Origin of the sequence: Streptomyces sp. NPDC020845 (assembly GCF_044334165.1) — a bacterium.
Classification (GTDB): domain Bacteria; phylum Actinomycetota; class Actinomycetes; order Streptomycetales; family Streptomycetaceae; genus Streptomyces.
In genome coordinates, this window is sequence record NZ_JBIRSJ010000001.1 from 649,638 (window position 1) to 674,598 (window position 24,961).

The 24,961-nt window shown below is 70.9% G+C and carries 24 protein-coding genes and 1 pseudogene; 8 read left to right on the forward strand and 17 right to left on the reverse strand.

Going from position 1 to position 24,961, the window contains the following annotated elements; all coding sequences use genetic code 11:
- Positions 1–22 precede the first annotated feature (22 nt).
- Both katG and ACH4U7_RS02070 read left to right on the forward strand, forming a co-directional pair.
- A complete protein-coding gene (gene katG, locus ACH4U7_RS02065; protein WP_398526092.1) occupies positions 23–2,245 on the forward strand; it encodes a catalase/peroxidase HPI in 2,223 nt (740 codons plus the stop codon).
- Positions 2,246–2,446: 201 nt separating this feature from the next.
- Positions 2,447–2,734, forward strand: a pseudogene (locus tag ACH4U7_RS02070) (LysE family transporter); the annotation flags it as partial.
- Between the two features lie 96 nt (positions 2,735–2,830).
- On the opposite strand, the gene ACH4U7_RS02075 reads toward ACH4U7_RS02070, so the two are convergent.
- The 6 genes from ACH4U7_RS02075 to ACH4U7_RS02100 form a co-directional block, all read right to left on the reverse strand.
- Positions 2,831–3,241 (reverse strand): VOC family protein, encoded by a 411-nt coding sequence (locus tag ACH4U7_RS02075; protein ID WP_398526093.1) that lies wholly within the window; start codon positions 3,239–3,241, stop codon positions 2,831–2,833.
- A gap of 91 nt (positions 3,242–3,332) precedes the next feature.
- Positions 3,333–3,929 (reverse strand): GTP-binding protein, encoded by a 597-nt coding sequence (locus ACH4U7_RS02080; RefSeq protein WP_398526094.1) that lies wholly within the window; start codon positions 3,927–3,929, stop codon positions 3,333–3,335.
- Positions 3,910–4,284, reverse strand: a complete 375-nt coding sequence (locus ACH4U7_RS02085; RefSeq protein WP_089509251.1) for a DUF742 domain-containing protein — start codon at positions 4,282–4,284, stop codon at positions 3,910–3,912. Before ACH4U7_RS02085 ends, ACH4U7_RS02080 begins: the two co-directional genes overlap by 20 nt.
- Positions 4,285–4,295: 11 nt before the next feature.
- A complete protein-coding gene (locus tag ACH4U7_RS02090) occupies positions 4,296–4,682 on the reverse strand; it encodes a roadblock/LC7 domain-containing protein (RefSeq protein WP_391190850.1) in 387 nt (128 codons plus the stop codon).
- Positions 4,683–4,717: 35 nt separating this feature from the next.
- A complete protein-coding gene (locus ACH4U7_RS02095) occupies positions 4,718–6,979 on the reverse strand; it encodes a nitrate- and nitrite sensing domain-containing protein (protein ID WP_398526095.1) in 2,262 nt (753 codons plus the stop codon).
- Between the two features lie 395 nt (positions 6,980–7,374).
- Positions 7,375–8,403, reverse strand: coding sequence for a helix-turn-helix domain-containing protein (locus ACH4U7_RS02100; protein WP_398526096.1), 1,029 nt, complete (start codon positions 8,401–8,403; stop codon positions 7,375–7,377).
- 166 nt (positions 8,404–8,569) lie between these two features.
- On the opposite strand from ACH4U7_RS02100, the gene ACH4U7_RS02105 reads away from it, so the two are divergent.
- Positions 8,570–9,973, forward strand: coding sequence for an NAD(P)/FAD-dependent oxidoreductase (locus ACH4U7_RS02105; protein ID WP_398526097.1), 1,404 nt, complete (start codon positions 8,570–8,572; stop codon positions 9,971–9,973).
- Here ACH4U7_RS02105 and ACH4U7_RS02110 read toward each other — a convergent pair.
- A complete protein-coding gene (locus tag ACH4U7_RS02110; RefSeq protein ID WP_398526098.1) occupies positions 9,945–11,345 on the reverse strand; it encodes a hypothetical protein in 1,401 nt (466 codons plus the stop codon). The two genes, ACH4U7_RS02105 and ACH4U7_RS02110, sit on opposite strands and share 29 nt — an antisense overlap.
- A 114-nt stretch (positions 11,346–11,459) precedes the next feature.
- Between ACH4U7_RS02110 and ACH4U7_RS02115 the strand changes: the two genes are divergently transcribed.
- Together ACH4U7_RS02115 and ACH4U7_RS02120 are read left to right on the forward strand one after the other, a co-directional pair.
- The gene (locus ACH4U7_RS02115; RefSeq protein WP_398526099.1) at positions 11,460–12,710 is read left to right on the forward strand and encodes a molybdopterin-dependent oxidoreductase; all 1,251 of its coding nucleotides are present in this window, start codon (positions 11,460–11,462) and stop codon (positions 12,708–12,710) included.
- Between the two features lie 11 nt (positions 12,711–12,721).
- The gene (locus ACH4U7_RS02120) at positions 12,722–13,183 is read left to right on the forward strand and encodes a hypothetical protein (RefSeq protein WP_398526100.1); all 462 of its coding nucleotides are present in this window, start codon (positions 12,722–12,724) and stop codon (positions 13,181–13,183) included.
- 22 nt (positions 13,184–13,205) lie between these two features.
- On the opposite strand, the gene ACH4U7_RS02125 is transcribed toward ACH4U7_RS02120, so the two are convergent.
- Positions 13,206–13,823, reverse strand: coding sequence for a DUF2064 domain-containing protein (locus ACH4U7_RS02125; RefSeq protein ID WP_398526101.1), 618 nt, complete (start codon positions 13,821–13,823; stop codon positions 13,206–13,208).
- Complete coding sequence (locus tag ACH4U7_RS02130) at positions 13,820–14,545, reverse strand: glycosyltransferase family 2 protein (protein ID WP_398526102.1); 726 nt, start codon at positions 14,543–14,545, stop codon at positions 13,820–13,822. Before ACH4U7_RS02130 ends, ACH4U7_RS02125 begins: the two co-directional genes overlap by 4 nt.
- 114 nt (positions 14,546–14,659) lie before the next feature.
- On the opposite strand from ACH4U7_RS02130, the gene ACH4U7_RS02135 reads away from it, so the two are divergent.
- Positions 14,660–15,436, forward strand: coding sequence for a response regulator transcription factor (locus ACH4U7_RS02135; RefSeq protein WP_398526103.1), 777 nt, complete (start codon positions 14,660–14,662; stop codon positions 15,434–15,436).
- A gap of 2 nt (positions 15,437–15,438) precedes the next feature.
- Positions 15,439–16,551 (forward strand): sensor histidine kinase, encoded by a 1,113-nt coding sequence (locus ACH4U7_RS02140; RefSeq protein ID WP_398526104.1) that lies wholly within the window; start codon positions 15,439–15,441, stop codon positions 16,549–16,551.
- Positions 16,552–16,584: 33 nt separating this feature from the next.
- Here ACH4U7_RS02140 and ACH4U7_RS02145 read toward each other — a convergent pair whose 3' ends face one another.
- Positions 16,585–17,586, reverse strand: a complete 1,002-nt coding sequence (locus ACH4U7_RS02145) for an NAD-dependent epimerase/dehydratase family protein (protein ID WP_398526105.1) — start codon at positions 17,584–17,586, stop codon at positions 16,585–16,587.
- Positions 17,587–17,708: 122 nt separating this feature from the next.
- Here ACH4U7_RS02145 and ACH4U7_RS02150 point away from each other — a divergent pair, with 122 nt between their 5' ends.
- A complete protein-coding gene (locus ACH4U7_RS02150) occupies positions 17,709–18,101 on the forward strand; it encodes a helix-turn-helix domain-containing protein (RefSeq protein ID WP_179284991.1) in 393 nt (130 codons plus the stop codon).
- Positions 18,102–18,111: 10 nt separating this feature from the next.
- Here ACH4U7_RS02150 and ACH4U7_RS02155 read toward each other — a convergent pair whose 3' ends face one another.
- The 7 genes from ACH4U7_RS02155 to ACH4U7_RS02185 all read right to left on the reverse strand — a co-directional run bounded on the left by ACH4U7_RS02155 (position 18,112) and on the right by ACH4U7_RS02185 (position 24,934).
- Positions 18,112–18,753, reverse strand: coding sequence for a pentapeptide repeat-containing protein (locus tag ACH4U7_RS02155; RefSeq protein ID WP_398526106.1), 642 nt, complete (start codon positions 18,751–18,753; stop codon positions 18,112–18,114).
- A gap of 154 nt (positions 18,754–18,907) precedes the next feature.
- A complete protein-coding gene (locus ACH4U7_RS02160; RefSeq protein WP_398526107.1) occupies positions 18,908–20,128 on the reverse strand; it encodes a beta-ketoacyl-[acyl-carrier-protein] synthase family protein in 1,221 nt (406 codons plus the stop codon).
- The gene (locus ACH4U7_RS02165) at positions 20,128–20,358 is read right to left on the reverse strand and encodes an acyl carrier protein (protein ID WP_398526108.1); all 231 of its coding nucleotides are present in this window, start codon (positions 20,356–20,358) and stop codon (positions 20,128–20,130) included. Before ACH4U7_RS02165 ends, ACH4U7_RS02160 begins: the two co-directional genes overlap by 1 nt.
- A gap of 48 nt (positions 20,359–20,406) precedes the next feature.
- The gene (locus ACH4U7_RS02170; protein WP_398526109.1) at positions 20,407–21,453 is read right to left on the reverse strand and encodes a beta-ketoacyl-ACP synthase III; all 1,047 of its coding nucleotides are present in this window, start codon (positions 21,451–21,453) and stop codon (positions 20,407–20,409) included.
- A 34-nt stretch (positions 21,454–21,487) separates the two neighbouring features.
- Positions 21,488–21,964, reverse strand: a complete 477-nt coding sequence (locus tag ACH4U7_RS02175) for a type II toxin-antitoxin system RatA family toxin (RefSeq protein WP_398526110.1) — start codon at positions 21,962–21,964, stop codon at positions 21,488–21,490.
- Positions 21,965–21,975: 11 nt separating this feature from the next.
- The gene (locus ACH4U7_RS02180) at positions 21,976–23,259 is read right to left on the reverse strand and encodes an aspartate aminotransferase family protein (protein WP_385619716.1); all 1,284 of its coding nucleotides are present in this window, start codon (positions 23,257–23,259) and stop codon (positions 21,976–21,978) included.
- Between the two features lie 76 nt (positions 23,260–23,335).
- A complete protein-coding gene (locus tag ACH4U7_RS02185) occupies positions 23,336–24,934 on the reverse strand; it encodes an aldehyde dehydrogenase family protein (protein ID WP_398526111.1) in 1,599 nt (532 codons plus the stop codon).
- Positions 24,935–24,961: the final 27 nt, after the last annotated feature.

The following is a 24,961-nucleotide window of genomic DNA, read 5'->3' on the forward strand; positions in this document are numbered from 1 at the left end:
CGCCCAGTCCGGAAGGATTCCCATGTCAGAGAACCATGACGCTATCGCCGCAGACGCGCAGACGGAGGGCGGTGGCGGCTGCCCGGTCGCACACGGGCGCGCCCTGCACCCGACCCAGGGCGGTGGGAACCGCCAGTGGTGGCCGGAGAAGCTCAACCTGAAGATCCTCGCCAAGAACCCCGCCGTGGCGAACCCGCTCGGTGAGGACTTCGACTACGCCGAGGCGTTCAAGAGCCTCGACCTCCCTGCCGTGAAGCAGGACATCGCCGAGGTGCTGACGGACTCGAAGGACTGGTGGCCGGCCGACTTCGGTCACTACGGCCCGTTCATGATCCGTATGGCCTGGCACAGCGCCGGCACCTACCGCATCAGCGACGGCCGCGGTGGCGCCGGTGCCGGTCAGCAGCGCTTCGCCCCGCTGAACAGCTGGCCGGACAACGGCAACCTCGACAAGGCCCGCCGTCTGCTGTGGCCGGTCAAGAAGAAGTACGGCCAGAGCCTGTCCTGGGCCGACCTCATGATCCTCGCCGGCAACGTCGCCCTGGAGTCCATGGGCTTTGAGACCTTCGGCTTCGCCGGCGGCCGCGAGGACGTATGGGAGTCCGAGGAGGACGTGTACTGGGGTCCCGAGAAGGTCTGGCTCGACGACCAGCGCTACTCCGGCGACCGCGAGCTGGAGAACCCGCTCGGCGCGGTCCAGATGGGCCTCATCTACGTCAACCCCGAGGGCCCGAACGGCAACCCGGACCCGATCGCCGCGGCCCGCGACATCCGTGAGACGTTCCGCCGCATGGCGATGAACGACGAGGAGACCGTCGCCCTGATCGCCGGTGGTCACACCTTCGGCAAGACCCACGGCGCCGGCCCGGCGGAGAACGTCGGCCCCGAGCCCGAGGCCGCCCCGATCGAGCAGCAGGGCCTGGGCTGGAAGAGCACCTACGGCACCGGCAAGGGCGGCGACGCGATCACCAGTGGCCTGGAGGTCACCTGGACCAGCACGCCGGCCCAGTGGAGCCACGGCTTCTTCAAGAACCTGTTCGAGTACGACTACGAGCTGGAGAAGAGCCCGGCCGGCGCCAACCAGTGGGTCGCCAAGGACGGGGCCGGCGCGGGCACCATCCCGGACGCCCACGACTCGTCGAAGAGCCACGCCCCGCGGATGCTGACGACGGACCTCTCGCTCCGGTTCGACCCGATCTACGAGCAGATCTCGCGTCGCTTCTACGAGAACCCCGCCGAGTTCGCGGACGCCTTCGCCCGCGCCTGGTACAAGCTGACCCACCGCGACCTGGGCCCGAAGTCGCTGTACCTCGGCCCGGAGGTCCCGGAGGAGACCCTGCTGTGGCAGGACCCGCTGCCCGCGGCCGAGGGCGAGGCCATCGACGCCGCCGACATCGCGGCGCTCAAGGCCAAGCTGCTGGACTCGGGCCTCACGGTCTCGCAGCTGGTGTCCACCGCGTGGGCGTCGGCCTCGACCTTCCGCGCCAGCGACAAGCGCGGCGGTGCCAATGGCGCCCGTATCCGTCTGCAGCCGCAGAGCGGCTGGGAGGTCAACGAGCCGGAGAAGCTGCCGCAGGTGCTGCGTGTCCTCGAGGGCATCCAGCAGGAGTTCAACTCCGGCGCCAAGAAGGTCTCCCTGGCCGACCTGATCATCCTCGGCGGTGCCGCCGCCGTGGAGAAGGCCGCCAAGGACGGCGGGTACGACATCGAGGTGCCCTTCACCCCGGGTCGTGTGGACGCCACGGATGAGCACACCGACGCGGAGTCCTTCGCCGCGCTGGAGCCCACCGCTGACGGCTTCCGCAACTACGTGGGCAAGGGCAACCGCCTGCCGGCCGAGTACCTGCTGCTCGACAAGGCGAACCTGCTGAGCCTGAGCGCTCCCGAGATGACCGTCCTCGTCGGCGGCCTGCGTGTCCTCGGCGCGAACTACCAGCAGACGCAGCTCGGTGTCCTCACCGATGCCCCGGGCAAGCTGACGAACGACTTCTTCGTCAACCTGCTCGACCTGGGCACGACGTGGCGGGCGGTCTCGGAGGACCAGCACACCTTCGAGGGCCGCGATGACGCCACCGGCGACGTCAAGTGGACCGGCACCCGCGCCGACCTCGTCTTCGGCTCGAACTCCGAGCTGCGCGCGCTCGCGGAGGTCTATGCGGGCGATGACGCGAAGGAGAAGTTCGTGACCGACTTCGTCGCGGCGTGGGCCAAGGTGATGGACCTCGACCGATTCGACCTCGTCTGAGTCGATCGCGTCTGGTTCATGCCTGACGTATGACGTCCAGGTCGGCCCGTGGTGGCCGACCTGGACGTTCTCGTTTGATCCCGCGCTGGACGTGTTCTCACAGTGGCAGCGGACGGTTCTCGACGACGCTCTTCATGACGAGGGCCGCTGGTGCTGACCGTGCCGACGGCGGTGGGCGCGGTGTATCTCGTATGGCTGGGCATGGCCACCCTGGCCCGGCCTCCCGCCCCGACGGCGGGTGCGGAGGGAAGTGCAGGCTTGTGGCTGAGGCGGGCGGTGAAAGGCGCCGGGATCAGCGGTCTCAACCCGAAGGCGCTGTTGCTGTTCCTGGCGCTGCTGCCACAGTTCATCGCCCAGGGGGCGACCTGGCCGGTCGCGGCGCAGATCGCTCTCCTGGGATTGGTGCACACGGCCAACTGCGCCGCGGTCTACACGGGAGTGGGCACGGCGGCACGGGCGGTGCTGCGGACCCGCCCGGCGGCGGCACGGGCGGTGATCCGCTGCTCAGGCGCCGCGATGGTGGCCATCGGGGCGCTGCTGCTGGTGGAGCGGCTGCTCAGCCAGGGGTCGGTTCGGCTGAGCGCTTCAGGACTTCCGCTCGCAGAAGCGGATGTTGTTGCCGAAGGGGTCGCGGAGGCCGCAGTCGATTCCGTACGGGCGGTCGGTGGGCTCCTCGGTGAACTCGACGCCCCGGGCCAGCAGCGTCTCGTAGGTCTTGCGGCAGTTGTCCGTGCTGAAGAAGAGCGTGCCGGCCGTCGCGCCCTTGCTCACCAGCTCGCGGACCTGCTCCGCCGTCTCCTCGGACATCGACGGAGGGCCCGGCTTCTCCAGCAGGATCTCGCGCTCCGGGTGCCCGGGGACGCAGACGGTCAGCCAGCGCATGAAGCCCAGGGGGATGTCGGCGCAGACCTCCAGTTCGAGCTTGCCGACGTAGAAGTCGAGGGCCTCGTCCTGGTCGAGGACGTAGATGGTCGAGTGCGTGATGGCATTGAACATGCGCATCACGCTACTCGGCCGGACGGACGGAAACTTATCCAAAACTGCTCAGGATGCCCGCCCCACTCCCCAGTCGTCACCGACGCGCTCGTCAGCGAACGGCCGCCATCCGGCTCGCCATCGCGTGTTCGAGCAAGGTGACGAGGACGAGTTTGCTGGACTCGCGGGAGCGCGCGTCACACATCACCACCGGTACGTGTGCGTCGAGATCGAGCGCATAGCGGACCTCTTCGACGTCGTAGTCACACGCGCCGTCGAAGCGGTTGACCGCGACGACGAACGATGTGCCGCGGTGCTCGAAGTAGTCGACGGCGGGGAAGGAATCCTCGATTCTTCGTGTGTCGGCCAGCACGATGGCTCCGAGCGCGCCGAGGGCCAGCTCGTCCCACATGAACCAGAAGCGGTTCTGCCCGGGTGTGCCGAAGAGGTACAACACCAGGTCCTGGCTGATCGTGATCCGGCCGAAGTCCATGGCCACGGTCGTGGTGGTCTTCCCCTCCACCCCGCTGAGATCGTCCACGCCCTCGCTCGTCTGCGTGATCACCTCCTCGGTCTGCAGCGGGGAGATCTCGCTGACGGCGCCGACCATGGTGGTCTTCCCGGCGCCGAACCCGCCGGCAATCAGGATCTTGACCGCCGTCGGGAGGCCGCCGGCGCCGGGATATGGCTCAGAGCCTGCGAATACCATCGAGTACCGCCTGAAGTACGTGGATTTCCGGGGCCTCCGCCAGCGCGATCGGTGCGCGGGTGTGGATGGCTCCCATGTCGAGTAGGTCTCCGAGCAGGACCTTGGCCACTGTCGCGGGCATGTCCAGCCGAGCGGCAATCTCGGCGACGGAGAGCGGGTTGCCGGTACACATGCGCAGGATCATGATGTGTTCCGGCTCGAGACCGTGGCGTGCCGTGTCGGTGTTCGTGGCGATGATCAGGGTGATCAGGTTGAACTCGTCCCGAGTGGGCCGGGTCCGGCCGCCGGTTCTCGCGAACGAGCGCACGATGGGGCCTGCGTCCACGTCCCACCATGATTCCTCCGGTTCGGACATGGGTCCTCACCTCAGAAGGGCGACGGCGAAACGGCTGCCGCCTGTCGTGGCGCCGCGGCGAGGTATTCGCCGACACGCTTGACGATCAGGTTCATCTCGTAGGCGACGAGACCGACGTCGATATCGGCCTCACCGAGGATGGCGAGGCAGGCACCTCGTCCCGCACCGGTCACAAACAGAAAACAGCTCTCCAGTTCGACGATCGTCTGCCGCACGGGCCCTCCGCCGAAGCGTCGTCCGACGCCGCCGGCCAGGCTCTGGAAACCCGAGGCGACAGCCGACATGTGTTCGGCGTCCTCACGGCCGAGATCGCGCGAGTGGGCGATCACCAGCCCGTCGGCCGACAACACGAGGACATGCCTGGTCCGGGGGACCCGCCGGACCAGATCGTCCAGCATCCAGTGGAGGTCGTTGGCTTGCTTCGGCATCTGTGTCATCGCGGGTCCCACTGCCCTTCTCCGGCCGGCCAGTGCCCGGCCGTATCGTCTTGTCCGCTGCCCCGTTCCTGCTGCTGCTCCGCGTCGGCACGCCCCCGGTACGACTGGCGCTGGTACATCGCCATCATCCGGCCGGCCTCCTCGGCCGACCGCTCCGCGGGCCCCGCTTCGGGCTCCGTGGCCACGGGGTGGAGCAGCTGCGGTTGCATACTCGCCTGACGGACACGGCGAGGCAGCTGTTTCGACCTTCGCTGTGGCCGCTCCGGGCGCCCCGTGTCCGGGGGATCGTTGCGTTTGGGTGTGACATGGTCGGGCACGTGCGGCTCCTCCCGGCGGGGCGGCGACGTCCCCGGGTGCGGTGCCGCCGTCCCGGCCATCGCCTCGGCGCGGTCGTGGATCGGGGTGTTGGTCTCGGCCTCCGTCACCTCGAGGAGTTCCGGTGGCGCCAGCACGACGGCCGAGGTTCCCCCGTACGGGGAGGGGCGCAGGGTGACCATGATGTTGTGGCGGGCCGCCAGCCGTGCGACGACGAACAGACCGAGTCGGGTGTCCTGTGTGAAGCCCATGACGTTGAACTCGGGCGCCGCCTTCAGCAGGCGGTTGGCCTCCTCGCGGACGTCATCGGCCATGCCGATGCCACGGTCCTCGATCTCGATCCCGAGCCCCTTGGGCACGACCTCGGCGTGGATCTGCACGCTCGTATGCGGCGGGGCGAACGTCGTCGCGTTCTCGACCAGCTCGGACAGCAGGTGCATGATGTCGCCCGCCACCGGGCCGGCGAGCATGACCTCGGGAATACCGGCCAGCTTGACCCGGGAGTAGTCCTCGGTCTGCGAGGCCGCCCCACGCAGAATCTCGGCCAACTGCACCGGCTGACGCCAGCGCCGGGACGGTATCGCGCCGCCGAGAATGGACAGGTTTTCGGAGTTGCGTCGCATCCGTGTGGCGAGGTGATCCACCCGGAACAGTTCGGCGAGCAGATCGGGGTCCTCGCTTCCGCGCTCCAGCGTGTCCAGCAGGGCGAGCTGCCGGTGCACCAGCCCCTGGCTGCGCTGTGCGAGGTTGAGGAACACGCGGCTGATCCCCTCGCGGGTTTCGGCCTGCTCGATCGCCGCGCGTACGGCGATCCGCTGGGCTGTGGCGAACGCGCCGGCGACCTGCCCGATCTCGTCCGAGCCGTGTCCGACTTCGGGGACGGCCTCGGCGAGCTCGACCTTGTCGCCCTTCTGCAGCCGGGCGATCACTTCGGGCAGTTGCTCATCGGCCAGCCGCAGCGTCGCACCGCGCAGCTCCCGGAGCCGGCGGATCAGCGCCCGGGAGATGAGCACGGAGATCAGCACGGCCAGCGCGATGGCCAGCAGGGCTCCCACGCTGGTCACGATCACCGAGGTCATCAGGGTGTCGGCGCGGTCGTTGACGTATCCGACCGCGAAGTCCACCTGGTCCAGGGTGAGCTGCTGCAGGTTCTCCGCCACCTGGAGCATCGACGTCTGCCAGCGCTCGAAACCGATCGGAATCCGGCCGGACTTCATGGCCGACTGTTCCGCGGCGGCCAGTGCCTTCCACTCGGGTCCGGTGGTGACCGCCTGATAGCGCTTGGCCTGTGCTCCGCGCAGGGCCGGCGCCACCACCTTCCACTGCTCCTGCTGCACCCCGGCGAGCCGGTTGAACTGTCGCTGCTCCTCGGCGGACATGCCGTCGGGCGACGACAGTCCCGCGGACAGCACGGCGTTCTGCCGGGCAAGGCCTTCGAGGGCGCGGAACAGGGTCGCGGCGGTCGTGGCCTCGTTGAGCGATTTGGCGTCGTTGGTCAGCCGGGCTTCCGCCTCGAAGTACGACATGCCGGTGGCCAGGGCGCCGGTGTAGAACGTGTAGGCGTCGCCGTGGTTCACCTTGCGTGCGTCGACCTGCTGCCGAAATCCGGGCAGCATCCCGAGGCCCTTGCTGATCTCCGCGAAGATTCGCTTGAGAGCGGGTGGGTTGTTCTTGACCACCGGCGCGGCCGCCTTGCGCATCGCCGCGAGCTTCCGGTCGGTGTCCGCGCGCTGCCGCGTCAGCGCCCCCCGGTCCGCTCCGGGCCGGGCCAGGTAGATCATCGACAGTCGGCGCTCCTCCTGAAGCGCCACCATCGCGGTCTCGCTCGTGACCCCTACCCGCTCCACGTCCCGCACGGTCTGCCGCAGATCGAGCGCCTGGTCGAGCCCGTTGGCCGTGTAGGTGCCCCACAGCGCGGCCAGGGCCACGCTCGGGACGAGCACCAGGACGAGGACGCGGGTCCGGATCGACCAGGGGCCTCGAAGTCGGCGTGGCCGGAGAAGGGTCCGTCGACGGGCCGCGCGCTGTCTGACCCGGCCCCGTTTCGCGCGTCTACCGGCGTTCGGTGCGGCCTCGCGTCGTGGCGGCGTGGCTTTCGGGGGTGAATCCGAGGGAGGGGCCGCGTCGTCGGCATGTGGAGAATCGGACAGCAAGTCGTGTTTTCCCTGCTTGGTGGAGGACCGGAGTATTCGCGGTGACACCCCGTGTGACATCGGCGCCCACGGTGCCGGAACCCGGGGCGCCGCTGTCGACGATTCACGAACACAAACTTGTCAATTCCCGCACGGAGGCAACCGGGTGCGCACGGCCGTCGGTGGGCACCCGGCACGGGGGCCGGTCAAGGGGGCGGAGGGTCTTCCATTGTCCCGGATCGGCGGCTCTGCCCGGTCTGGGACCGACGGTATTCGCTGGGCGTGATGTCGTGGAAATGGCGGAACATGCGGGCGAAGACGGTCGGGTTCTCGACGCCGACAGCCCGCGCGATCGCGGCGATGGAGCGCTGTCGCTGCCGGGGGTTCGCCAGGTTTCTGCGAGCCTCCTCCATCCGGGTCTGGCGGATGTACCGGGCCGGTGATGTGCCACTTTCCCGGAAGACGAGCTCGACGTAGCGCACGGACACCCCGAACGCCGCCGCCACCATCTTCGACGACAGATCGGGCTCGGCGAGATGGCGCTGTATGAAGTCCCGCATGCGCAGGAGTTGGGCGTGGTGTCCGAGGAGCCCGTTCACCTCGGCCTGGTCGGTGAGCTCGTCGGACCGCAGTACGGAGAACAGCAACTCTCTTAAGGTGTGCCCCAGTTCAGGCAGCAAGTCCGGCTCGAACCGCGCGCCTCCGGCGCAGATCTCCGCGACCGTCGCCCGCAGGACGCGCAGCACCGGGTTCTCGGCGGCGATGCGGCGTCCGATGCGTTCCCCGCTGACCGGCATGACCCGTGCCACATCCGCCCGGGGCAGTGTCAGCACGAGGTGATGGGCGAACTCCTTGGCGCTGAGCTGGAAGGGAGCGGTGCTGTCGAGCAGAACCGCGTCGCCGCGCCGCAGCGGGGACCGCGCATTTCCGTTGATCGACAAGCTGTTTTCCTGGGCGATCGACAGCAGATAGAAGTCGTCCTGGTTGCCGACCAGCATCCTGGGCGCGCGTACGACCCGCACCGGGTCGGAACCGACGTCGGTCAGGGTGAGAAACCCCAGGTCGAGCTGGCGGGCCCAGCCCGTGTAGTCGGCGCCGTGTCCGGTGCCGCCGAGCGGGATCGCGTCGAGTTCGACCAGGCAGTCGTGCAGCATGCCGCGCCAGGCGTCGACGTCGGGCGACATCCCACCGACCCCATTCCGGTCCGGCCGCGAGGACTTGGGAGGCAGGCTCATCGCACAGTCCTTCCTTCGTGAGAGGTGCGGGAGCCAGAAATGTACAGACCGGGTGCGCGGATGGTCGGTTCAGGGCGGGGTTGAAAGTTCACCATGTTCTCCGCCGCTCCCTTCCCGGCGTACGGCCGGGGCGGCAGGTGCGGGCAACCGCACACAGGAGGTGGAGATGCGCAGGGCCGTCGTACTCGGGGGCAGCGTCGCGGGGCTGTTGGCTGCCCGGGTGCTCAGTGATCACGCGGACGAGGTGATGGTTCTCGAACGGGACGACATCGCCCCCTCGGGCGACTTCGGGGGTGGTCAGGGGCCTCGCCCCGGTGTTCCGCAGGGCACCCAGATGCACGCTCTGCTGGACGCGGGCCGCCGGAGGATCGACCACTGGTTGCCCGGATTCGCCACCGAACTCGTCGCCGACGGCGCCGCCCTCGCGGACACCGGGACGGATGTGCACCACTACTTCGAGGGCAGGCTCAAGGTCCTGGTCGACGGCGTGGAGATGATCAGCGCCACGCGGCCCTTCCTGGAGTCGCATCTGCGCCGCAGGGTGTTGGCGCTCGGCAATCTGCGACTGGTCAACGGTCGGGTGCGCGGGCTGGCCTTCACCGGCGAGCGGGTGAGCGGGGTGCGCTACCTGGGTGGGCAACTGGCCGGGGACGGGGCCGGGGATGTGGCCGGGAGCGCGGCCGATGAGGAGGTGCTGGACGCCGACCTGGTGGTCGACGCGACCGGCCGCGCCAGCCGGATCGGGGCCTGGCTACGGGAGGGCGGCTGGCCCGAGCCGGAGACGCGCCGTATGCAGGTGGACCTCGGCTATGCCACCGCGCTGTTCCGCCGGCCGGAGGGATCGGACGGCGCCACCTTGGCACAGTCCCTGGCCACCCTGCCGGACGGCCGACTGCGGCTGGGCACCCTCGGCAGGGTCGAGGGAGATCGGTGGATCGCCCTGGTGGCCGGGTACGCCGACGACCGACCGGGGCGGGAGATGGAGGAGTTCCTGCTCCGCTGCAAGGAGGACCCGGCGGCACCGTTCCGCCGGCTGGCCGAGGACGGCGAGCCGATCGGGGAGCCGATCGCCTACCGGCATCCGGACAATCGACGGCGCGACTTCCACCGTCTGGACCGTTTCCCCGCCGGACTCCTCGCGATCGGCGACACCATGGCCTCGTTCAACCCCATCTACGGCCAGGGCATGTCCTCGGCCGCGATCCACGCCTCATGCCTGGCGGCCCATCTCGAATCCGGGCAGTCCCCGCGGGACCCTGCGTGGTCGTACTTCAAGCAGGTCCGGGCCGTCGTGGATGACGCGTGGCAGACGTCCGCCGTCAACGACCTGAAGCTGCCGCACGTCACCGGGCCACGGCCACGGGGTTTCAAGGTCGCGTCCCGGATCAGTGACCTCATCGTCCGGGCGTCCGTGACCGATCCGGTGATACACCGACGTTTCCTGGACGTGGCACACATGCTCTCCCCGGTGAAGACCCTGATGCGCCCCGGCACGGTGTTGCGGGCCGCACGGGCGGTGCGCAAGCAGGACACCCCCGCGGTCACCAGCCGGTCAGCAGCAGGTGGTTGAGGAGGAGGGCGAGGGCGGTCTGCGCGGCGAGCCAGGGACGCGGCCGGGTGAGGAAGGCGCAGGCCGTGAGCAGCCACATGGCGAACGGCAGCCAGATGCGTTCCGTCTCCGCTTTGCTCATCCCGGACAGATCGGCGATGAGCAGGGCGAGCAGGGCCGCGGACACGAGCAGGGCGAGACGGCGTTCGGCGACCGGACGGCCCGGCGGGTCCGGTCGCCGGATGACGGCGCCGTGCCGTCCTGGTGTGAGGGCGTCGTGCCGTACGAGGGCGAGCGTCGCGCAGGCGCGGCGCAGCCCCGCCACCGTCGCCAGGCCCGTGATGAGCACGGTGCACGCGAGGTTCGCCCACACCCAGTACCCGTAGGGCCTGATGCCGCCGGCTCCCTGGTAGTAGCGCTCGACCAGCAGACGGTACGCCTCCCCCCAGGAGAAACCGGCGAGGGTGAAGAGGAGCGGGACGACGGCGAACCCGGCGAGAAGGAACGGAGGCAACTGGGCCAGATCCCGGCCCCGGACCCGGCCCAGCACCAACACGGCTCCCGCGATCAGTGCGATCAGTGTGAGCCCGTATGAGAGATAGCAGGTCAGCCCGGACAACAGTCCCGCACCGAACGCGACGGCCCGGGTCCGGGCACCCGCCCGCCCCGTCACCGCGAGCGCGAGCAGCGCGACCGACCAGGCGGCGACCGCGGCGAAGTACCCGTCGGCCGATGTCGCCATCCACACCGCGGCGGGCGCCGTGACGAGGAAGGGCGCCGCGCGTCGTGCCAGGTCCTCGTCGGCCAGTGCGCGCACCGTGATCAGAATGGCCACGCAGGTGGTGGCGCCGACGGTGATGCACCAGGCTCCGGCCCAGCCCCCGCCGCCCAGGCCGACGCGGTCGAGCAGCACGAAGGTGAGCGTGGCGCCCGGGGGGTGCCCGGCGATGTGAGCCGGCCAGTGTCCGGGCGAGTCGAGCAGGATGTGGTGGGTGAAGTCGCCCAGGGCGGCCGGGATGTCGTGGAAGCGGTCGATGACCTGGAGGTACTCGTTCCGGGTGGTGAGGCGGGTCGCGATGCCCCGGTGCCAGCCGTCGACCAGGGCGAGCGACCAGGCCCAGGCCAGGGCCGTGCCCCAGGCCGCGGCCAGCAGCGCGCCCCAGGGCAGCCGCGCGGCCAGGGACGGTCCGTACGCCACCACCGCGACCGCCACCGCCACGGCGGCCGGGGTGCCGGGCCCGAGGTGCGGGTTCCAGGAGGCGAAGAGCGGGGGCCAGCCGACGAACAGGGTGTGGCTGGTGTGCTGGATATGGCGGCCGACCAGCACGGCCGCCACGACGAGGAGCGCGGCGGCCACGGCCGCACACACATCCCTGAGATGAGCGCGAGTCACAGGGACGACGCTAGGCCGGAGGGCGCCGGACGGGAGCGAGCGCGGCCCGGACGTCAGTATTTCGTCATGCGTCGCAACCCCTTCCCCGGGGCGGTTCCGGCCTACGGTCGGGGCATGGCACGGTCTCGTACGGCACGGTCTCCCTTCGCTCCCGTCTTCTGGCGCAGTCCGCTGCGCGGTCCCTGGTTCACCTCGGTGCTCGGCGTCGTCCTGCTGGGCGGGATCACGGTGCTGTTCGTGACGGGGCTGGTCTCGTACGCCGCGTACAACCCCGATCTGTCGCCGGTGAACGACCAGACCCCGGACAAGGGGATTCTCGGCTTCTACCTCTTCGCCTGGCCGACCCATCCGGTGTGGCTGTACCGGCTCACCCAGGGCGTGCATGTGACGCTCGGCATCACCCTCATTCCCGTCCTGCTGGCCAAGTTGTGGTCGGTCGTGCCGAGGTTGTTCACGCTGCCGCCGGCCCGGTCGGCGGCGCACGCGCTGGAGCGGATCTCGTTGCTGCTGTTGGTCGGGGGCGGGCTGTTCGAGTTCACCACGGGTGTGCTGAACGTCCAGCTCGACTACGTCTTCCCCGGCTCCTTCTACCCGCTGCACTTCTACGGGGCCTGGGTGTTCTTCACCGCGTTCGTCGTGCACGCCGCGCTGAAGGTGCCCGCGGCCGTACGCAACCTGCGCCGCGCCCGGGAGGCAGGCGAAGTGCGGGAGACAGGGGAATTGGTTGCGCCCAGCCCCGCCGAGCCCACCGTGTCACGGCGGGGCGCCCTCGGCCTGGTGGGCGGCGCTTCGCTGCTCCTGTTCGGGACGACGGCGGGGCAGAGCTTCGACGGGCCGCTGCGGCAGACCGCGGTGCTCGCACCCCGCGGCGGGCCCGAGCCCGGCAGCGGACCAGGCGGCTTCCAGATCAACAAGACGGCCGGGTACGCGGGAATCAGCGCGGCGGAGACGAGTGAGGAGGCGTGGCGGCTGGTCGTCACCGGGCGCACCGGGGCCGTCCGGCTGAGCCGGGCCGACCTGCTGCGGCTGCCCCTGCACAGCTCGGCTCTGCCCATCGCCTGTGTGGAGGGGTGGGCGACCTCCGACCAGTGGTGGCGCGGGGTGCGGCTGCGGGACCTCGCGGAACTCGTCGGCCACCGCGATCCGCCCGATGTGCTGGTGGAGTCCCTCCAACGGCACGGCGCCTTCCGCCGGGCCGCCCTGCGGGCCAACCAGGTGGCGGACCCGCGCTCCCTCCTCGCCCTGGAGGTCAACGGCGAGGACCTGACTCCCGACCACGGCTACCCGGCGCGGGTCATCGTGCCGGCCGCACCCGGGGTGCTCAACACCAAGTGGGTGGCCCGGATGGCGTTCGGAGAACTGTGAAAGGTCCTGTGATGCGTCGTCGGCCCGCCATCGGCAGTCCGTTCACCGTCCTGCTCCTGGTCTGTTCGTTCGCGCTCACCGGATACGTGGGAGTGCGGCTGCTCGCGGGGGACTGGCTCGGGGTGTCGCTGTGGTTCGTGGGCGCCGCCCTCCTCCATGACCTGGTGCTGCTGCCGCTGTACACGGTGGCGGACCGCGCCGTCGTCACCGTGTTCCAGGCGGCCGGTCACCGGGACCTGGTCGGTTACGCACGCGTACCGGCCGCGTTGTCCGGGCTGCTTCTGCTGGTGTGGTTTCCACTGATCAGCGGACAGATGGCGGACCGCTATCGGTCCGTCACCGGGCTTTCCAGCGACCGGTTTCTGGCCCGGTGGCTGCTGATCACGGCCGTGCTCTTCGGCGGCTCGGCACTGCTGCTGGTCCTGCGGCTGCGCAGGGCGGCGAAACAGCGGCCACCGGCCGTCCACGACTGACGGTGTGCCGACCAGCACGTACTCATCGCCGCGTGGCCGCCGTAAGCCGGGCCAGCCGCGCCGCGAACCGGCCGTGCGGCACCTCGGCGGCGACGGCCCACGCGTCGCGGGCCGTGTCGACGTCGCGCAGGCGGGGCAGATCGCGAACCCTTAGACCCGCGGCGACCAGCCGCTCCCGCTGCAGGGCACCCGTCGCGGCGGTCGACATGGGCACACCCCGCAGCAGGCCGGGGTCTGGTTCGGCGAGACCCAGGGCCCAGAAACCGCCGTCCTCGGCGGGGCCGAAGCACGCGTCGCAGTCGGTGAAGTCCACGGTGAGGAGTTCGGGCGTGACCTGGGGTGTGTCCATGCCGATGAGCAGGGCGGGGCCGTCGCATCCGGCGAAGGCGTCGGCGAGCCGCTCGTCCAGCCCGCCCGCACACTGGGGTACGACGTCGAAGCCGGGCGGCAGCCAGGGGCCCGGCGTCCCGTCGAGCACAAGGACGCGACGGGACGCGGGGGTCGCCGCCACCGCGCTCAGGGTGTCCGCGAGGGCCGCGCGAGCGAGGGACGCGGCCTCACTGGCGGTGAACGGCGGTGTCAGCCGTGTCTTGACCCACCCGGGCCGCGGCTCTTTGGCGATGACGAGCAGCGTGGTCACCGAGGACCTCCTCCCGGTGCGGCCGGATCGCCGAGGACCCGGCTCATATCGCGCACCGCCTGCCAGGTGCCGCGCCAGGTGCCGGTGACCTTGGAGGCCCCGGCGCGCGGCAGATACGGGACGTCGTGCTCCGCGATCCGCCATCCGGCGTCGGCGGCCCGTACGACCATCTGGAGGGGGTAGCCGCTGCGCCGGTCCGTGAGCCCGAGGCCCAGCAGCGCCTCGCGGCGGGTGGCGCGCAGCGGCCCGAGGTCGCGCAGCCGCAGCCCGGTGCGACGGCGCAGTATCCGCGCGAGCGCGAGATTGCCGGCCCGGGCGTGCACGGGCCAGGCGCCCCGGCCCTGCGGACGGCGTCGGCCGAGCACCAAGTCGGCCTCACCGGCCCGGACCTCGCGGACGAAGGGGACGAGCGAGGAGGGGTCGAGAGAGGCGTCGCAGTCGCAGAAGCACACGATGTCGGTGGTCGCCGCGGTCAGACCGGCGTGACAGGCGGCGCCGAAGCCGCGGCGCGGCTCAGAGACGACGGTCGCCCCCAGCTCGCGGGCGAGGGCGGCGGAGCCGTCGGTGGACCCGTTGTCCACGACAAGCGCGCGCCAGCCGGCGGGGATGTGCGCGAGCACCCAGGGCAGGGCGTCGGCCTCGTTCAGGCAGGGGAGGATCACGTCGACAGCCGGTGCCGGGCCGTCCGCAGGCTCCGTGGGAGAGGTGGTCACGGCCTTCACTCTACGAACGCGAATGGCGCATATCGGACTTCTGCTCCTTACGAAACACGGACGTCGGAGCCGGGCGGGGCCCGGGCGGCCGCTCGGACGGGGGAGTGGTGCCAGGCTGGGCCCATGCAGCAGCCATACGAGCCGACCGGGGCCGGCCCCACGGACCCGCGCCACCGGCCGGCCGAAGTCGCCCATGTCCTGGTCGTGGAGGACGATCCCACCGTCGCCGAGGTCGTCTGCGGATACCTCGGCCGCTCGGGGTACACCGTGGACCGGGCAGAGGACGGGCCGACCGCGCTCGCCCGCGCCGCCGCGAACCGGCCTGACCTCGTGGTGCTCGATCTGATGCTGCCGGGCATGGACGGCCTTGAGGTGTGCCGGCGGATACGGGGACACGAGCCCGTACCGGTCATCATGCTCACCGCCCGCGGCGACGAGGACGACCGGATCCTCGGTCTGGAGGTGGGCGCCGATGACTACGTCACCAAGCCGTTCAGCCCGCGGGAGCTCATGCTGCGGGTGCGGTCGGTGCTGCGCCGCACGCGGCCGAACACGCCCGGAACGCCGAACACGCCCGGAACGGAAGCGCGGCCCCTCCACGCGGCCGGTCTCACCGTCGATCCCGCCGCCCGCCGCGCCGCCAAGAACGGCGTAGAACTCGCCCTCACCCTGCGCGAGTTCGACCTGCTCGCGTTCTTTCTGCGCCATCCCGGCCGCGCCTACAGCCGGGAGGACCTGATGCGCGAGGTCTGGGGCTGGGACTTCGGCGACCTGTCCACGGTCACCGTCCATGTACGCCGACTGCGCGGCAAGGTCGAGGACGACCCGGCCCGACCCCGCCTGATCCAGACGGTGTGGGGCGTGGGCTACCGCTTCGACCCCGCCGAGCGGGAGCGCTGACCGTGCGCGACACCCTGCTCATCGCCCTGCTCGCCTTCCTCGGCGCCGCCGCTGCCGGGCTGCTCGGGGCGTGCGTGCTGCGGCTGGTCCGGCGGCGCTCGCTCATCGCGCACCTCGCCGTGGTCGCCGCCGTCGCCGTGGCCGCGATGCTCGCCGGCACGCTGGCCGTGGCATGGGCGATGTTCCTGTCCGCGCACGACCTGACCGTCGTCACGACCGTGGTCGCGATGGCGGCCGTCGTCTCCCTGGCCACCGCCCTGCTGCTGGGCCGCTGGGTCGTCGCCCGCAGCCGGGCCCTCGCGGTCGCCGCCCGCTCGTTCGGCGACGGCGGCGACTTCACCAGCCCCGAAGGACCCGCGACCGCCGAACTGGACGCGCTGAGCCGGGAGCTGCGGGCGACCAGCGCCAAGCTGGCCGAGTCCCGCGACCGTGAGCGGGCGCTGGAGTCCTCCCGGCGTGAACTCGTCGCCTGGATCTCGCACGACCTGCGCACACCGCTCGCCGGACTGCGGGCGATGTCCGAGGCGCTGGAGGACGGCGTCGCCGCGGACCCCGACCGCTATCTGCGCCAGATCCGCACGGAGGTCGAACGGCTCAATGACATGGTGGGCGACCTGTTCGAGCTGTCCCGCATCCACGCGGGCGCCCTCGCCCTCACCCCCTCCCGGACCTCCCTGTACGACCTCGTCGGTGACGCTCTCGCGGGTGCGGACCCGCTCGCGCGCGAGCACGGCGTGCGGCTGGTCGGCGACCACGTTCAACCGGTGCCGGTCGAGGTCGACGGCAAGGAGATGAGCCGGGTGCTCGGCAACCTCCTGGTGAACGCGATCCGGCGGACCCCGGCCGACGGCACGGTCGCGGTGGCCGCCGAGCGCTCCGCGGACGGCGTCGTCCTGTCCGTGACGGATGGCTGCGGCGGCATTCCGGAGGAGGATCTGCCGCGCGTTTTCGACACCGGCTGGCGCGGCACCTACGCCCGCACACCCCCGGCAGGCGCCGGCCTCGGCCTCGCGATCGTCCGGGGCATCGTGGAGGCCCACCACGGGCGCGCCACCGTACGCAACGTCTCCGGCGGTTGCCGCTTCGAGGTGACGCTCCCCGCGGCCGAGGGGTGAGTGGCCGGGGCGCGGACCTCCGGGGTGCCGCGCTCACCCACCGCGCAGCTCGGCGCGGGCGAACTCCCGCATCCCCTCCTCGAAGCCGACCCGGGCCTTCCACCCCAGCTCGGCCCGCAGCCGCGACGAGTCCGCCGTGATGTGCCGGACGTCCCCCAGCCGGTACTCCCCGGTCACCACGGGTTCTGGCCCGCCGTACGCGGTGGCCAGCGCCCGTGCCATCTCGCCGACCGTGTGCGGCTCACCACTGCCGGCGTTGTACACCGTGAGCGCGCCCTCGGGCGAATCCGCCTCCAGCGCCGCCACATTGGCGGCGGCCACGTCCCGTACGTGCACGAAGTCCCGCCGCTGGCACCCGTCCTCGAACACGCGCGGGGCCTCGCCACGGGCCAGCGCGGAGCGGAAGAATGAGGCCACCCCCGCGTACGGGGTGTCGCGGGGCATCCGCGCGCCGTACACGTTGTGGTAGCGCAGCGATACCGCCGACCCGCCCGTGACGCGGGCCCACGCCGCCCCCAGGTGCTCCTGGGCGAGCTTGGTCGTCGCGTACACGTTCCGCGGATCGGCCGGGGCGTCCTCCGAGATCAGCCCGGGAGACAGCTCGGCTCCGCACACCGGGCACATGGGCTCGAAGCGCCCCGCCGACAGGTCGGCGGCGGACCGGGCGCCCGGGCGTACCACCCCGTGCCGCTCGCAGAGGTACCGGCCCTCCCCGTACACCACCATGGAGCCGGCCAGCACCAGCCGCCGCACGCCCGTGTCCGCCATGGCCGTGAGCAGGACGGCCGTCCCCAGGTCGTTGCGGGAGACATACTCGGCCGCCTCGGCGAAGCCGGTACCCAGGCCGACCATCGCCGCCTGATGGCAGACGGCGTCGACACCCGACAGGGCCCGGCGGACCGCGGCACGGTCTCGCACATCCGATCCCGCGTCGGCACACACGTCGTACACGACGGGCTCGTGCCCACGCTCCGCCAGAGCCTCGACGACATGGGACCCGATGAATCCGGCACCGCCGGTGACCAGTACGCGCATGCGCCCCACGCTAGGCCCGCGGACACCCGGCGCCACCGAACCGCGCCCACCATGTCACGGGTCCGTAAGGAGAGTACGGACGGGAGAGCGCGGTCCGGTCGTCACTGTGATGTGATGGCGCGGTGAGCCGTGCCACGGAAGAGACCAACCGCCGCATGCTGCGGGCGCGGGACGCGATGGACCGCGCCTATGCGCAGCCGCTGGACGTCCCGGCCCTGGCCCGGATCGCCCATGTGTCCCAGGCGCACTTCACCCGCACCTTCCGGGCCACGTTCGGCGAGACGCCGCACCGCTACCTGCAGCGGCGCCGGGTCGAGCGTGCGATGTTCCTGCTGCGGGAGAGCGACCGCAGCGTGACCGACATCTGCTTCGACGTCGGCTTCGGCAGCCCGGGGACCTTCAGCCGTACGTTCCGTGACATCGTCGGCCGGTCGCCGCGGGCGTACCGCAAGGAGGCGGCGTCCCTCGACGTGCCGACATGCTTCGCGAAGGCGTGGATGCGGCCGAGCGTCTGACGCGGGCCGCCTAGGTGAGATGGCTCGTACAGGAAGTCCCGGCGTTCGAGCGGGAGCCGTCCGGACAGACGACGTTCTCCCAGGTCGTCGTCGAAAGGTCGGTATCCCGCGTTCGCGCGCCGCGGAGATCCGAGTCGGACAGCGCGGCGCCGGACAGATCGGCGCCGCTCAGATCCGCTTTGGTGAGGTCGACGTGGGTGAGGGAGGCCCCCCGCAGATCCACATCGGACAGGTGGGCGCCGCCGAAGCTCACGTCTTCGAGGAGACCCTTGCCGAGCATGGCATCGCTCAGATCGGCGCCGCGCAGGTCGACCTGGGAGAGGGAGACGGAGCTGAGGTCGGCCCCGCGGAGGTCGGCCTCGCGCAGATCGACGTTCTCCAGTGACGCACCGGTCAGCCGCGCTTTGTAGAGGTTGCCGTGGCGCAGATTCGCTTCGGACACCAGCCCGGTCAGCGTGGAGCCTTCGAGGTTGACGCAGCGCAGTGTCTTCTGCAGCAGGTCGTCACCGGCGACGGTACGGCCGGAGAGGTCCTTGCCCGTGCGGCCGGAACAGCTCCGGCCGTGTTTTTCTCCCCCGCAGCCGATGAGGAGGGCCGAGGACATGGCGGTCACGATGACGCAGGAGAGCGAACGGGGCCAACGCGTGTTCATGGGCCATCCCTGCCGCCGCTTGGTCGCGGAGTGCCATGCAGTGCCGACGAGGACGCGGGACACCGTGATACCCGCGCCGTCCGTCAGCGTAGACGAGCCCCGGGAACGAGAGCGGCACTCGCCGTGGCCCCCGCGTGTTGCCTCCTTGAGTCCGTTACGCCCTCGCTATCGCCAGGACCGCGTTCTGCCCCCCGAAACCGAAGGAGTTGGAGAGGGCGAGGTCGATACGGGTGGTGGTCGGGGCGGTGGCGATCTTGATGTCGAGGCGAGGATCGGGTGTGTGCAGATTGGCGGTGGGCGGCACACGCTGCTGTTCGACGGTGAGCACGCCGAATGCCGCTTCCACCGCGCCGGCCGCGCCCAGCAGATGGCCGGTGACGCCCTTGGTCGAGGTCACCAGCGGGTCCCCGGTGAGCGCGCGGTGCAGCATACGGCCCTCGGCCAGGTCGTTCAGCGGGGTGGAGGTGCCATGCGCGTTGACATGCTGGACGTCTTCCGGGCGGGCGCCCGCGTCCGCGAGCGCCGCGTGCAGCGCCGCTTCGATGCCGATGCCGTCCGGGTGCGGCGAGGTCACGTGGTGGGCGTCGGCGGTCGCGCCGTAGCCGGCGATTCTGGCCCGTACGCGTGCGCCACGGGCCGCCGCGTCGGCGACGCGTTCGAGGATGAGCACACCCGCGCCCTCTCCCGCGACGAAGCCGTCGCGGTCGGCGTCGAAGGGCCGGGACGCGGTGGCCGGGTCGTCCTGGCGTTTGGACAGGGCGCCCATCTTGGCGAATCCGGCCATGACCAGGGGGGTGATCATCGCCTCACTGCCGCCCGTGACGACGATGTCGCAGCGGTCGAGGGTGAGCAGATCGCGCGCGGCGCCGATGGCGCTCGCGCCGGAGGCACAAGCGGTGGCCACGACCAGATTGGGGCCGGTGGCCTTGAACTCGATGGCGGTCTGCCCGGCGAGCATGTTGGGCAGTTGCATCGGCAGCAGCAGCGGGGACACCCAGGCGGGGTTCTCCTCGATCAGCACCCGGTGCTGTGCCTCCACGGTGGCGGGGCCGCCGTCGGCACAGCCGAGGACCACACCGACGCGGCCGCCGTCCCAGGTGGCCGGGTCGAGCCCGGCGTCGGCGACCGCCTCCCGCGCGGCGACCAGCGCGAACTGCACGAAGCGGTCCAGCCGGTGGGCCCGGCGGCCGCCGAGCAGCCCATCTGGGTCGAAGTCCGGGACGCGGCAGGAGATCCACACCGGGTTGCCGGCGAGTTCCGGGTCAGGGGCTGCGGTGGGCCGCCCCTCCAGGGCCGCCTCCCAGCTCGGCCCGACCCCGATTCCCGCCGGGGTGACCAGGCCGAGTCCGGTGACGGCGACATCGTGGCGGCCCATCAGACCTTCGCGCTCCGCTCTTCCATGAGGCGCGCCATGTCGCCGATGGTGTCCACCTCCAGCAGTTCGTCGTCGCTGATGACGATGGAGAACTCCTTGTCCAGTACGAGGGAGAGCTCGACGACGGCCAGCGAGTCGAGCTCGACGTCCTCCCTGGTGGCCTCGGGGACGACCTGCTCCGGTGTCACCTTGAGCTTGTTGACCAGGATTTCCTTGAGGGTGTCGAACATGGCTGCGTTCCTTCCGAAGGGTGCACAGTGGGGGAGTGGCCGAGGGCCTCAGCCGGGCTTGACGTCCGGCCAGAGGACGGTCGCCGCGCCCCAGGCCAGCCCGGCGCCGAAGGCGGTGAGCAGCACCCGGTGGCCGGCCGCGAGGCTGCCGTCGGCGGTGGCGTCGGCCAGCAGCAACGGGATCGAGGCGGCGACGGTGTTGCCGTTGTACGCGATGTTGGAGAGCCGCCGGTCCTCGGGGATGCCGAGGTCGTCCGCGACCGTCGCGAGGATGCGTGCGTTGGCCTGGTGGGCGGCGAGCCGGTCGATGTCCGCGAGACCCCAGCCGGCGGCCTGCACCGCCTGCCGGGACGCCTCTGTCATCCGCCCCACCGCGTGCCGGTAGGTGTCGCGCCCGGCCATCCGCAGGAACTCGTCGCCGGGTTTCACCGGCCCGCCCAGGCTGCGCTGCCGGGATCCGCCGCCCGGCACCTGGAGCAGTCCGCTGAGCGAGCCGTCGCTGCCGAGTACGACACGGCCGACCGCACCGGGCTCGTCCGGCTCACCGGCCCGCAGCACCACGGCCCCCGCCCCGTCGGCGAAGATGACGGCGGTGGCGCGGTCCTGCGGGTCGATGAGGGTGGTGAACGCGTCCGCGGCGATGAGCAGGACGCGGCCGGCCGTGCCCGCCGCGATCAGCCCGGTCGCGGTGGCCAGCCCGTACAGGAACCCGCTGCACACGGCCGAGACGTCGAAGGCCGCGACCGTGCCGAGCCCCAGCCGCGAGGTGACCTCGGGCGCGGTCGCGGGGCACGCCCGGTCGGGTGTGGTGGTGGCGAGCACCACGGCGTCCACGCCCTCCGCATGCTCTGGGCCCGCCGACTCCAGCGCCCGCCGGCCCGCCTCGACCGCGAGATCCGAGGTGGCCTGTCCGGGCAGCACCATATGCCGGGACGAGATGCCGGTACGGGTACGGATCCACTCGTCGGAGGTGTCCAGACGGGCGGTGAGGTCGTGGTTGGTCACCGGGTTCGGGGGGACGTACGCCCCGATGCCGACGATCACGGACGCGGGCGCGCCGCCGGCCACGGCGACACCCTCCAACGAACCGTTCATGGTTGCGCGTTCTCCTTACGCGTCCGGGCCTGGTCTACGCGCCGCCGGTGACCGCGGTCTCGGGGGTGCCCACGTCGCCACGTATCTCCGTACGGGCGAACAGCCCGGTGATCGCCCAGGCGACCGTCTCCTTGATCACCCGCTCGGCGATGGGGTCGAGAATCCCCTCCAGGCTCGGGATGCCGAAGTCGAAGTCGGCGTCGAAGCGGACCAGCACATCATCGCCGCTCTGCGTGATCTGCCACTGCCCGGCGAAGCTGTCGAAGTCGCCGTCGGTCTGCTCGAAGTGGATCTCACCACGCTCGGGGACGAACCGCTCCTCCTCGGTCCAGCGCAGCAGCCCGCTGCGGAAGTGCAGCTCCCAACTCGAGCTGCCCTGCTCGGCGGGGTGGGCGACGTGTGCGGTGGCGGCCTGCACATGCGGGGCGAGCTGCGGATACTTCTCCCACTTGACGACGCATCCGAAGACGTGTTCCGCCTTCTCGGAGCGCACCACGGCGTCCAGTTCCACGTGCCGCACGTTCAGTTACCGCCTTCCGGCATGGTGGCCGAGCCGCTGATCAGATCGCGGGTGGCCTTGTCGAAGGATTCGAGGAAGAACTTCACATCGCCGTCGGTGAGGGTGGCCGGCGGTGTGAAGCGCACCACCGAACTGCCGATCATCGAGTGGTTGGCGACGACTCCGTTGTTGAACAGCTCGATCAGCAGCTCGCCGGCCAGCCCCGCCTCGACCAGCTCCACCCCGATCAGCAGGCCCTGGCCGCGTACCTCGACGAGCTGGTCGGGGATGTTGCGGTGGGCGATTTCGGAGATCCGCGACAGCAGCACCGCCCCGAGGTCCATGGACCTGGACACCAGCCGCTCCTCCTTGACCGCCCGGATGGCGCCCTGCACGGCGGCCATCAGCAGCGGCTGTCCGGAGAAGGTGGCGGTGTGGACGTACGGGTCCTTGTCGAACGGGCGGAACGCCTGGCGGGTGGCGACCGCCGCGGAGACGGGCAGAACACCGCCGCCGAGGGCCTTGCCGGTGAGCAGGACATCGGGGACCACGCCTTCGGTGTCGGCACCCCACCACTCGCCGAGCCGGCCGAACCCGGTCTGCACCTCGTCGAGGATCAGGAAACCGTCGTAGGCGCGGACGAGTTCCTCGACGCGCTTGAGATAGCCCTTGGGCGGGATGATCACTCCGCCCTCGCCCTGGACGGGTTCGAGGATGACGCACACCTCGCCGGGGTGGGCGCGCAACTCCGCCTCCAGCGCCTCCGCGTCGCCGAAGGGCAGATGCCGGACGTCGGGGATGAGCGGGCGGAACGGCGCCTGGTAGACCTCCTTGGCGGTGGTCGACAGCGCGCCGAGCGTCTTGCCGTGGTAGCCGCCGAGCATCGAGACGGTGCGCCTGCGGCCGCCCGCGCGGGCCAGCTTGAGACCGGTCTCGACGGCCTCGGCGCCGGACAGCGCGAAGTGCACCCGGTCCAGGCCCTCGGGCATGACGGAGACCAGCGCCTCGGCCGCGCGGGCGACGGTGGGCTCCAGCAGGATGCGGGTCGCGGTGGGGTGGGTGTGCAGCTGGCGCTCCACCTCCTCCATGACGATGGGGTGCCGGGCGCCCATGATGAAGACGCCGTAGCCGCCAGTGTTCAGGAACCGCTCGCCGTCGCTGGTGGTCAGCCAGGCCCCGGAGGACTCCACCTCCATATGGCTGCCGAACAGCTCGGCGAGAGTCGCCCGCCCCTTGCTGAGGTGGGCGCGGTACAGGCTGAGGATTTCCTCCTCGGTGTCGACCCGGGCTCCCTGGATCACGGTCACGGGTAACGTCCTCCGGATTGTGCGGTGGTGAATCAGAGCGGTTCGAAGAGGTGGGGCGTACGTCGGCGGCGGGCCGTCAGGACCCGAAAACCGCCTCACGCGGGCTGGCGCCACGGGCGATGGACACGCCCTGGAGGTGCGAGGTCTTGAGCATCGGATAGTTGGCCTCGCCGAAGACCCCGCCGGTCAGGCCGGTCCCGCCATGGCTGGGCAGATAGGGCAGGAACCCGATGTGCGAGTCGTTGATTTTCAGCAGGCCGCCGTTGACGACGCGCTGGACGAACGCGTCGATGACGTCCTCGGACTCCGCCCACAGCGAGTTGCGCAGCCCGTACTCGTTGGTGTTGACGAAATCGAGGAACCCGTTGAGGAGTTCGTCATCGGCGGACGGCTCCGGGACGACGATCGGCAGCAGCGGGAAGAACGTCTCCTGGCGTACGACGTCCAGGCGGCGCGCACCGGGCAGCCCGTTCACCCGCACCACGGTGGGCTGGAGGAAGACACCGGTGTCCGAAGGGGTGCCGTCCAGTTCGGTGCGCCTGCCGCCGGTGACCAGCTCCGCGCCGCCCGCCAGGGCCTGCTGGAGCAGTCCGAAGAAGCGCTCGCTGCGGCGGACCGGGGACAGCAGCACGCCCTCGTCCTCGGGATAGCCGGGGCGTACGGTCTTGGCCTGCTCCTTGACCGCGGCGATCAGCTCGTCGGCGACGGCGGGGTGCACCAGGACGCAGTTGGGCACCATGCAGATCTGCCCGGAGCCGTAGAACGACTCACAGATCGCCTCGGCGGCGCGCGTGAGGTCCGCGTCCTTCCATACGACGATGCTGTCGTTGCCGGCCAGTTCCAGGATCGGCTTCTTGCCGTGTGCGACGCACCGCTCCTGGAAGGCCAGGCCCTCCTTGCTGCCGCCGATGTAGAAGATGTCGTCGATGAGCGGGCTTTCGATCCACCGGTCCAGTGTCTGCTTCGGGTTGGAGCAGACGGCGTTGAGCACACCGGGGGGCGCCCCCACCTCGTCGAGCAGTGGCGCGACGACCTCGCGCAGCACCCACATGGTGGACAGGGCGATGGAGCGGGGCGCCCGTACGACGACGGCGTTGCCCGCCATCAGGGCGAGCACCGCGAGGGCGGCGCTGGGCGCGGGAGCGTTCTGCGGCGGGTTGAAGGCGACCACGCCGTCGGGCCGGCGGCGTACGATCAGCCGCCGCCCGGCGTGCTCGAACTCCGTGTGCATACGCTGCCGGTACCAGCCCAGGCTCTCCTCGCTGTACACCTGGAACAGGCAGCTCAGTTCCCAGCGGGCCAGGCTCACCGGATGCCCCTCGGCGACCAGCATGTCCAGGAACTCGTCCCGGCGGCGGTCCAGCGCCTCGCGGAACAGCGTGCCAAGACGCATCCGCCGCTCCAGCGGGATCGCCGCCCAGCCCGGTGCGGCCGACGCAGCGGCCTCCGTGGCCAGATCGATCGCGGCATCGGACGCGACGGCGCAGCGGCCCACCACATAGGGGTGGTCCGCGGCCGTGGATTCGGGATTCCGCTCCAGATCCCTTTTCAGGCTGACGCTCGTGAAGACGTCTTCGAGCAGCGACTGTGCGCTGACGGTGTACACCCAGCCGTCGCCCTCGACGTCCTTGCCCGCGATATAGAGCTTGTAGCTGTGCAAGGGGTTCTCACGCATCAAAGGACCCTCCGAGTCGGCCCCGCG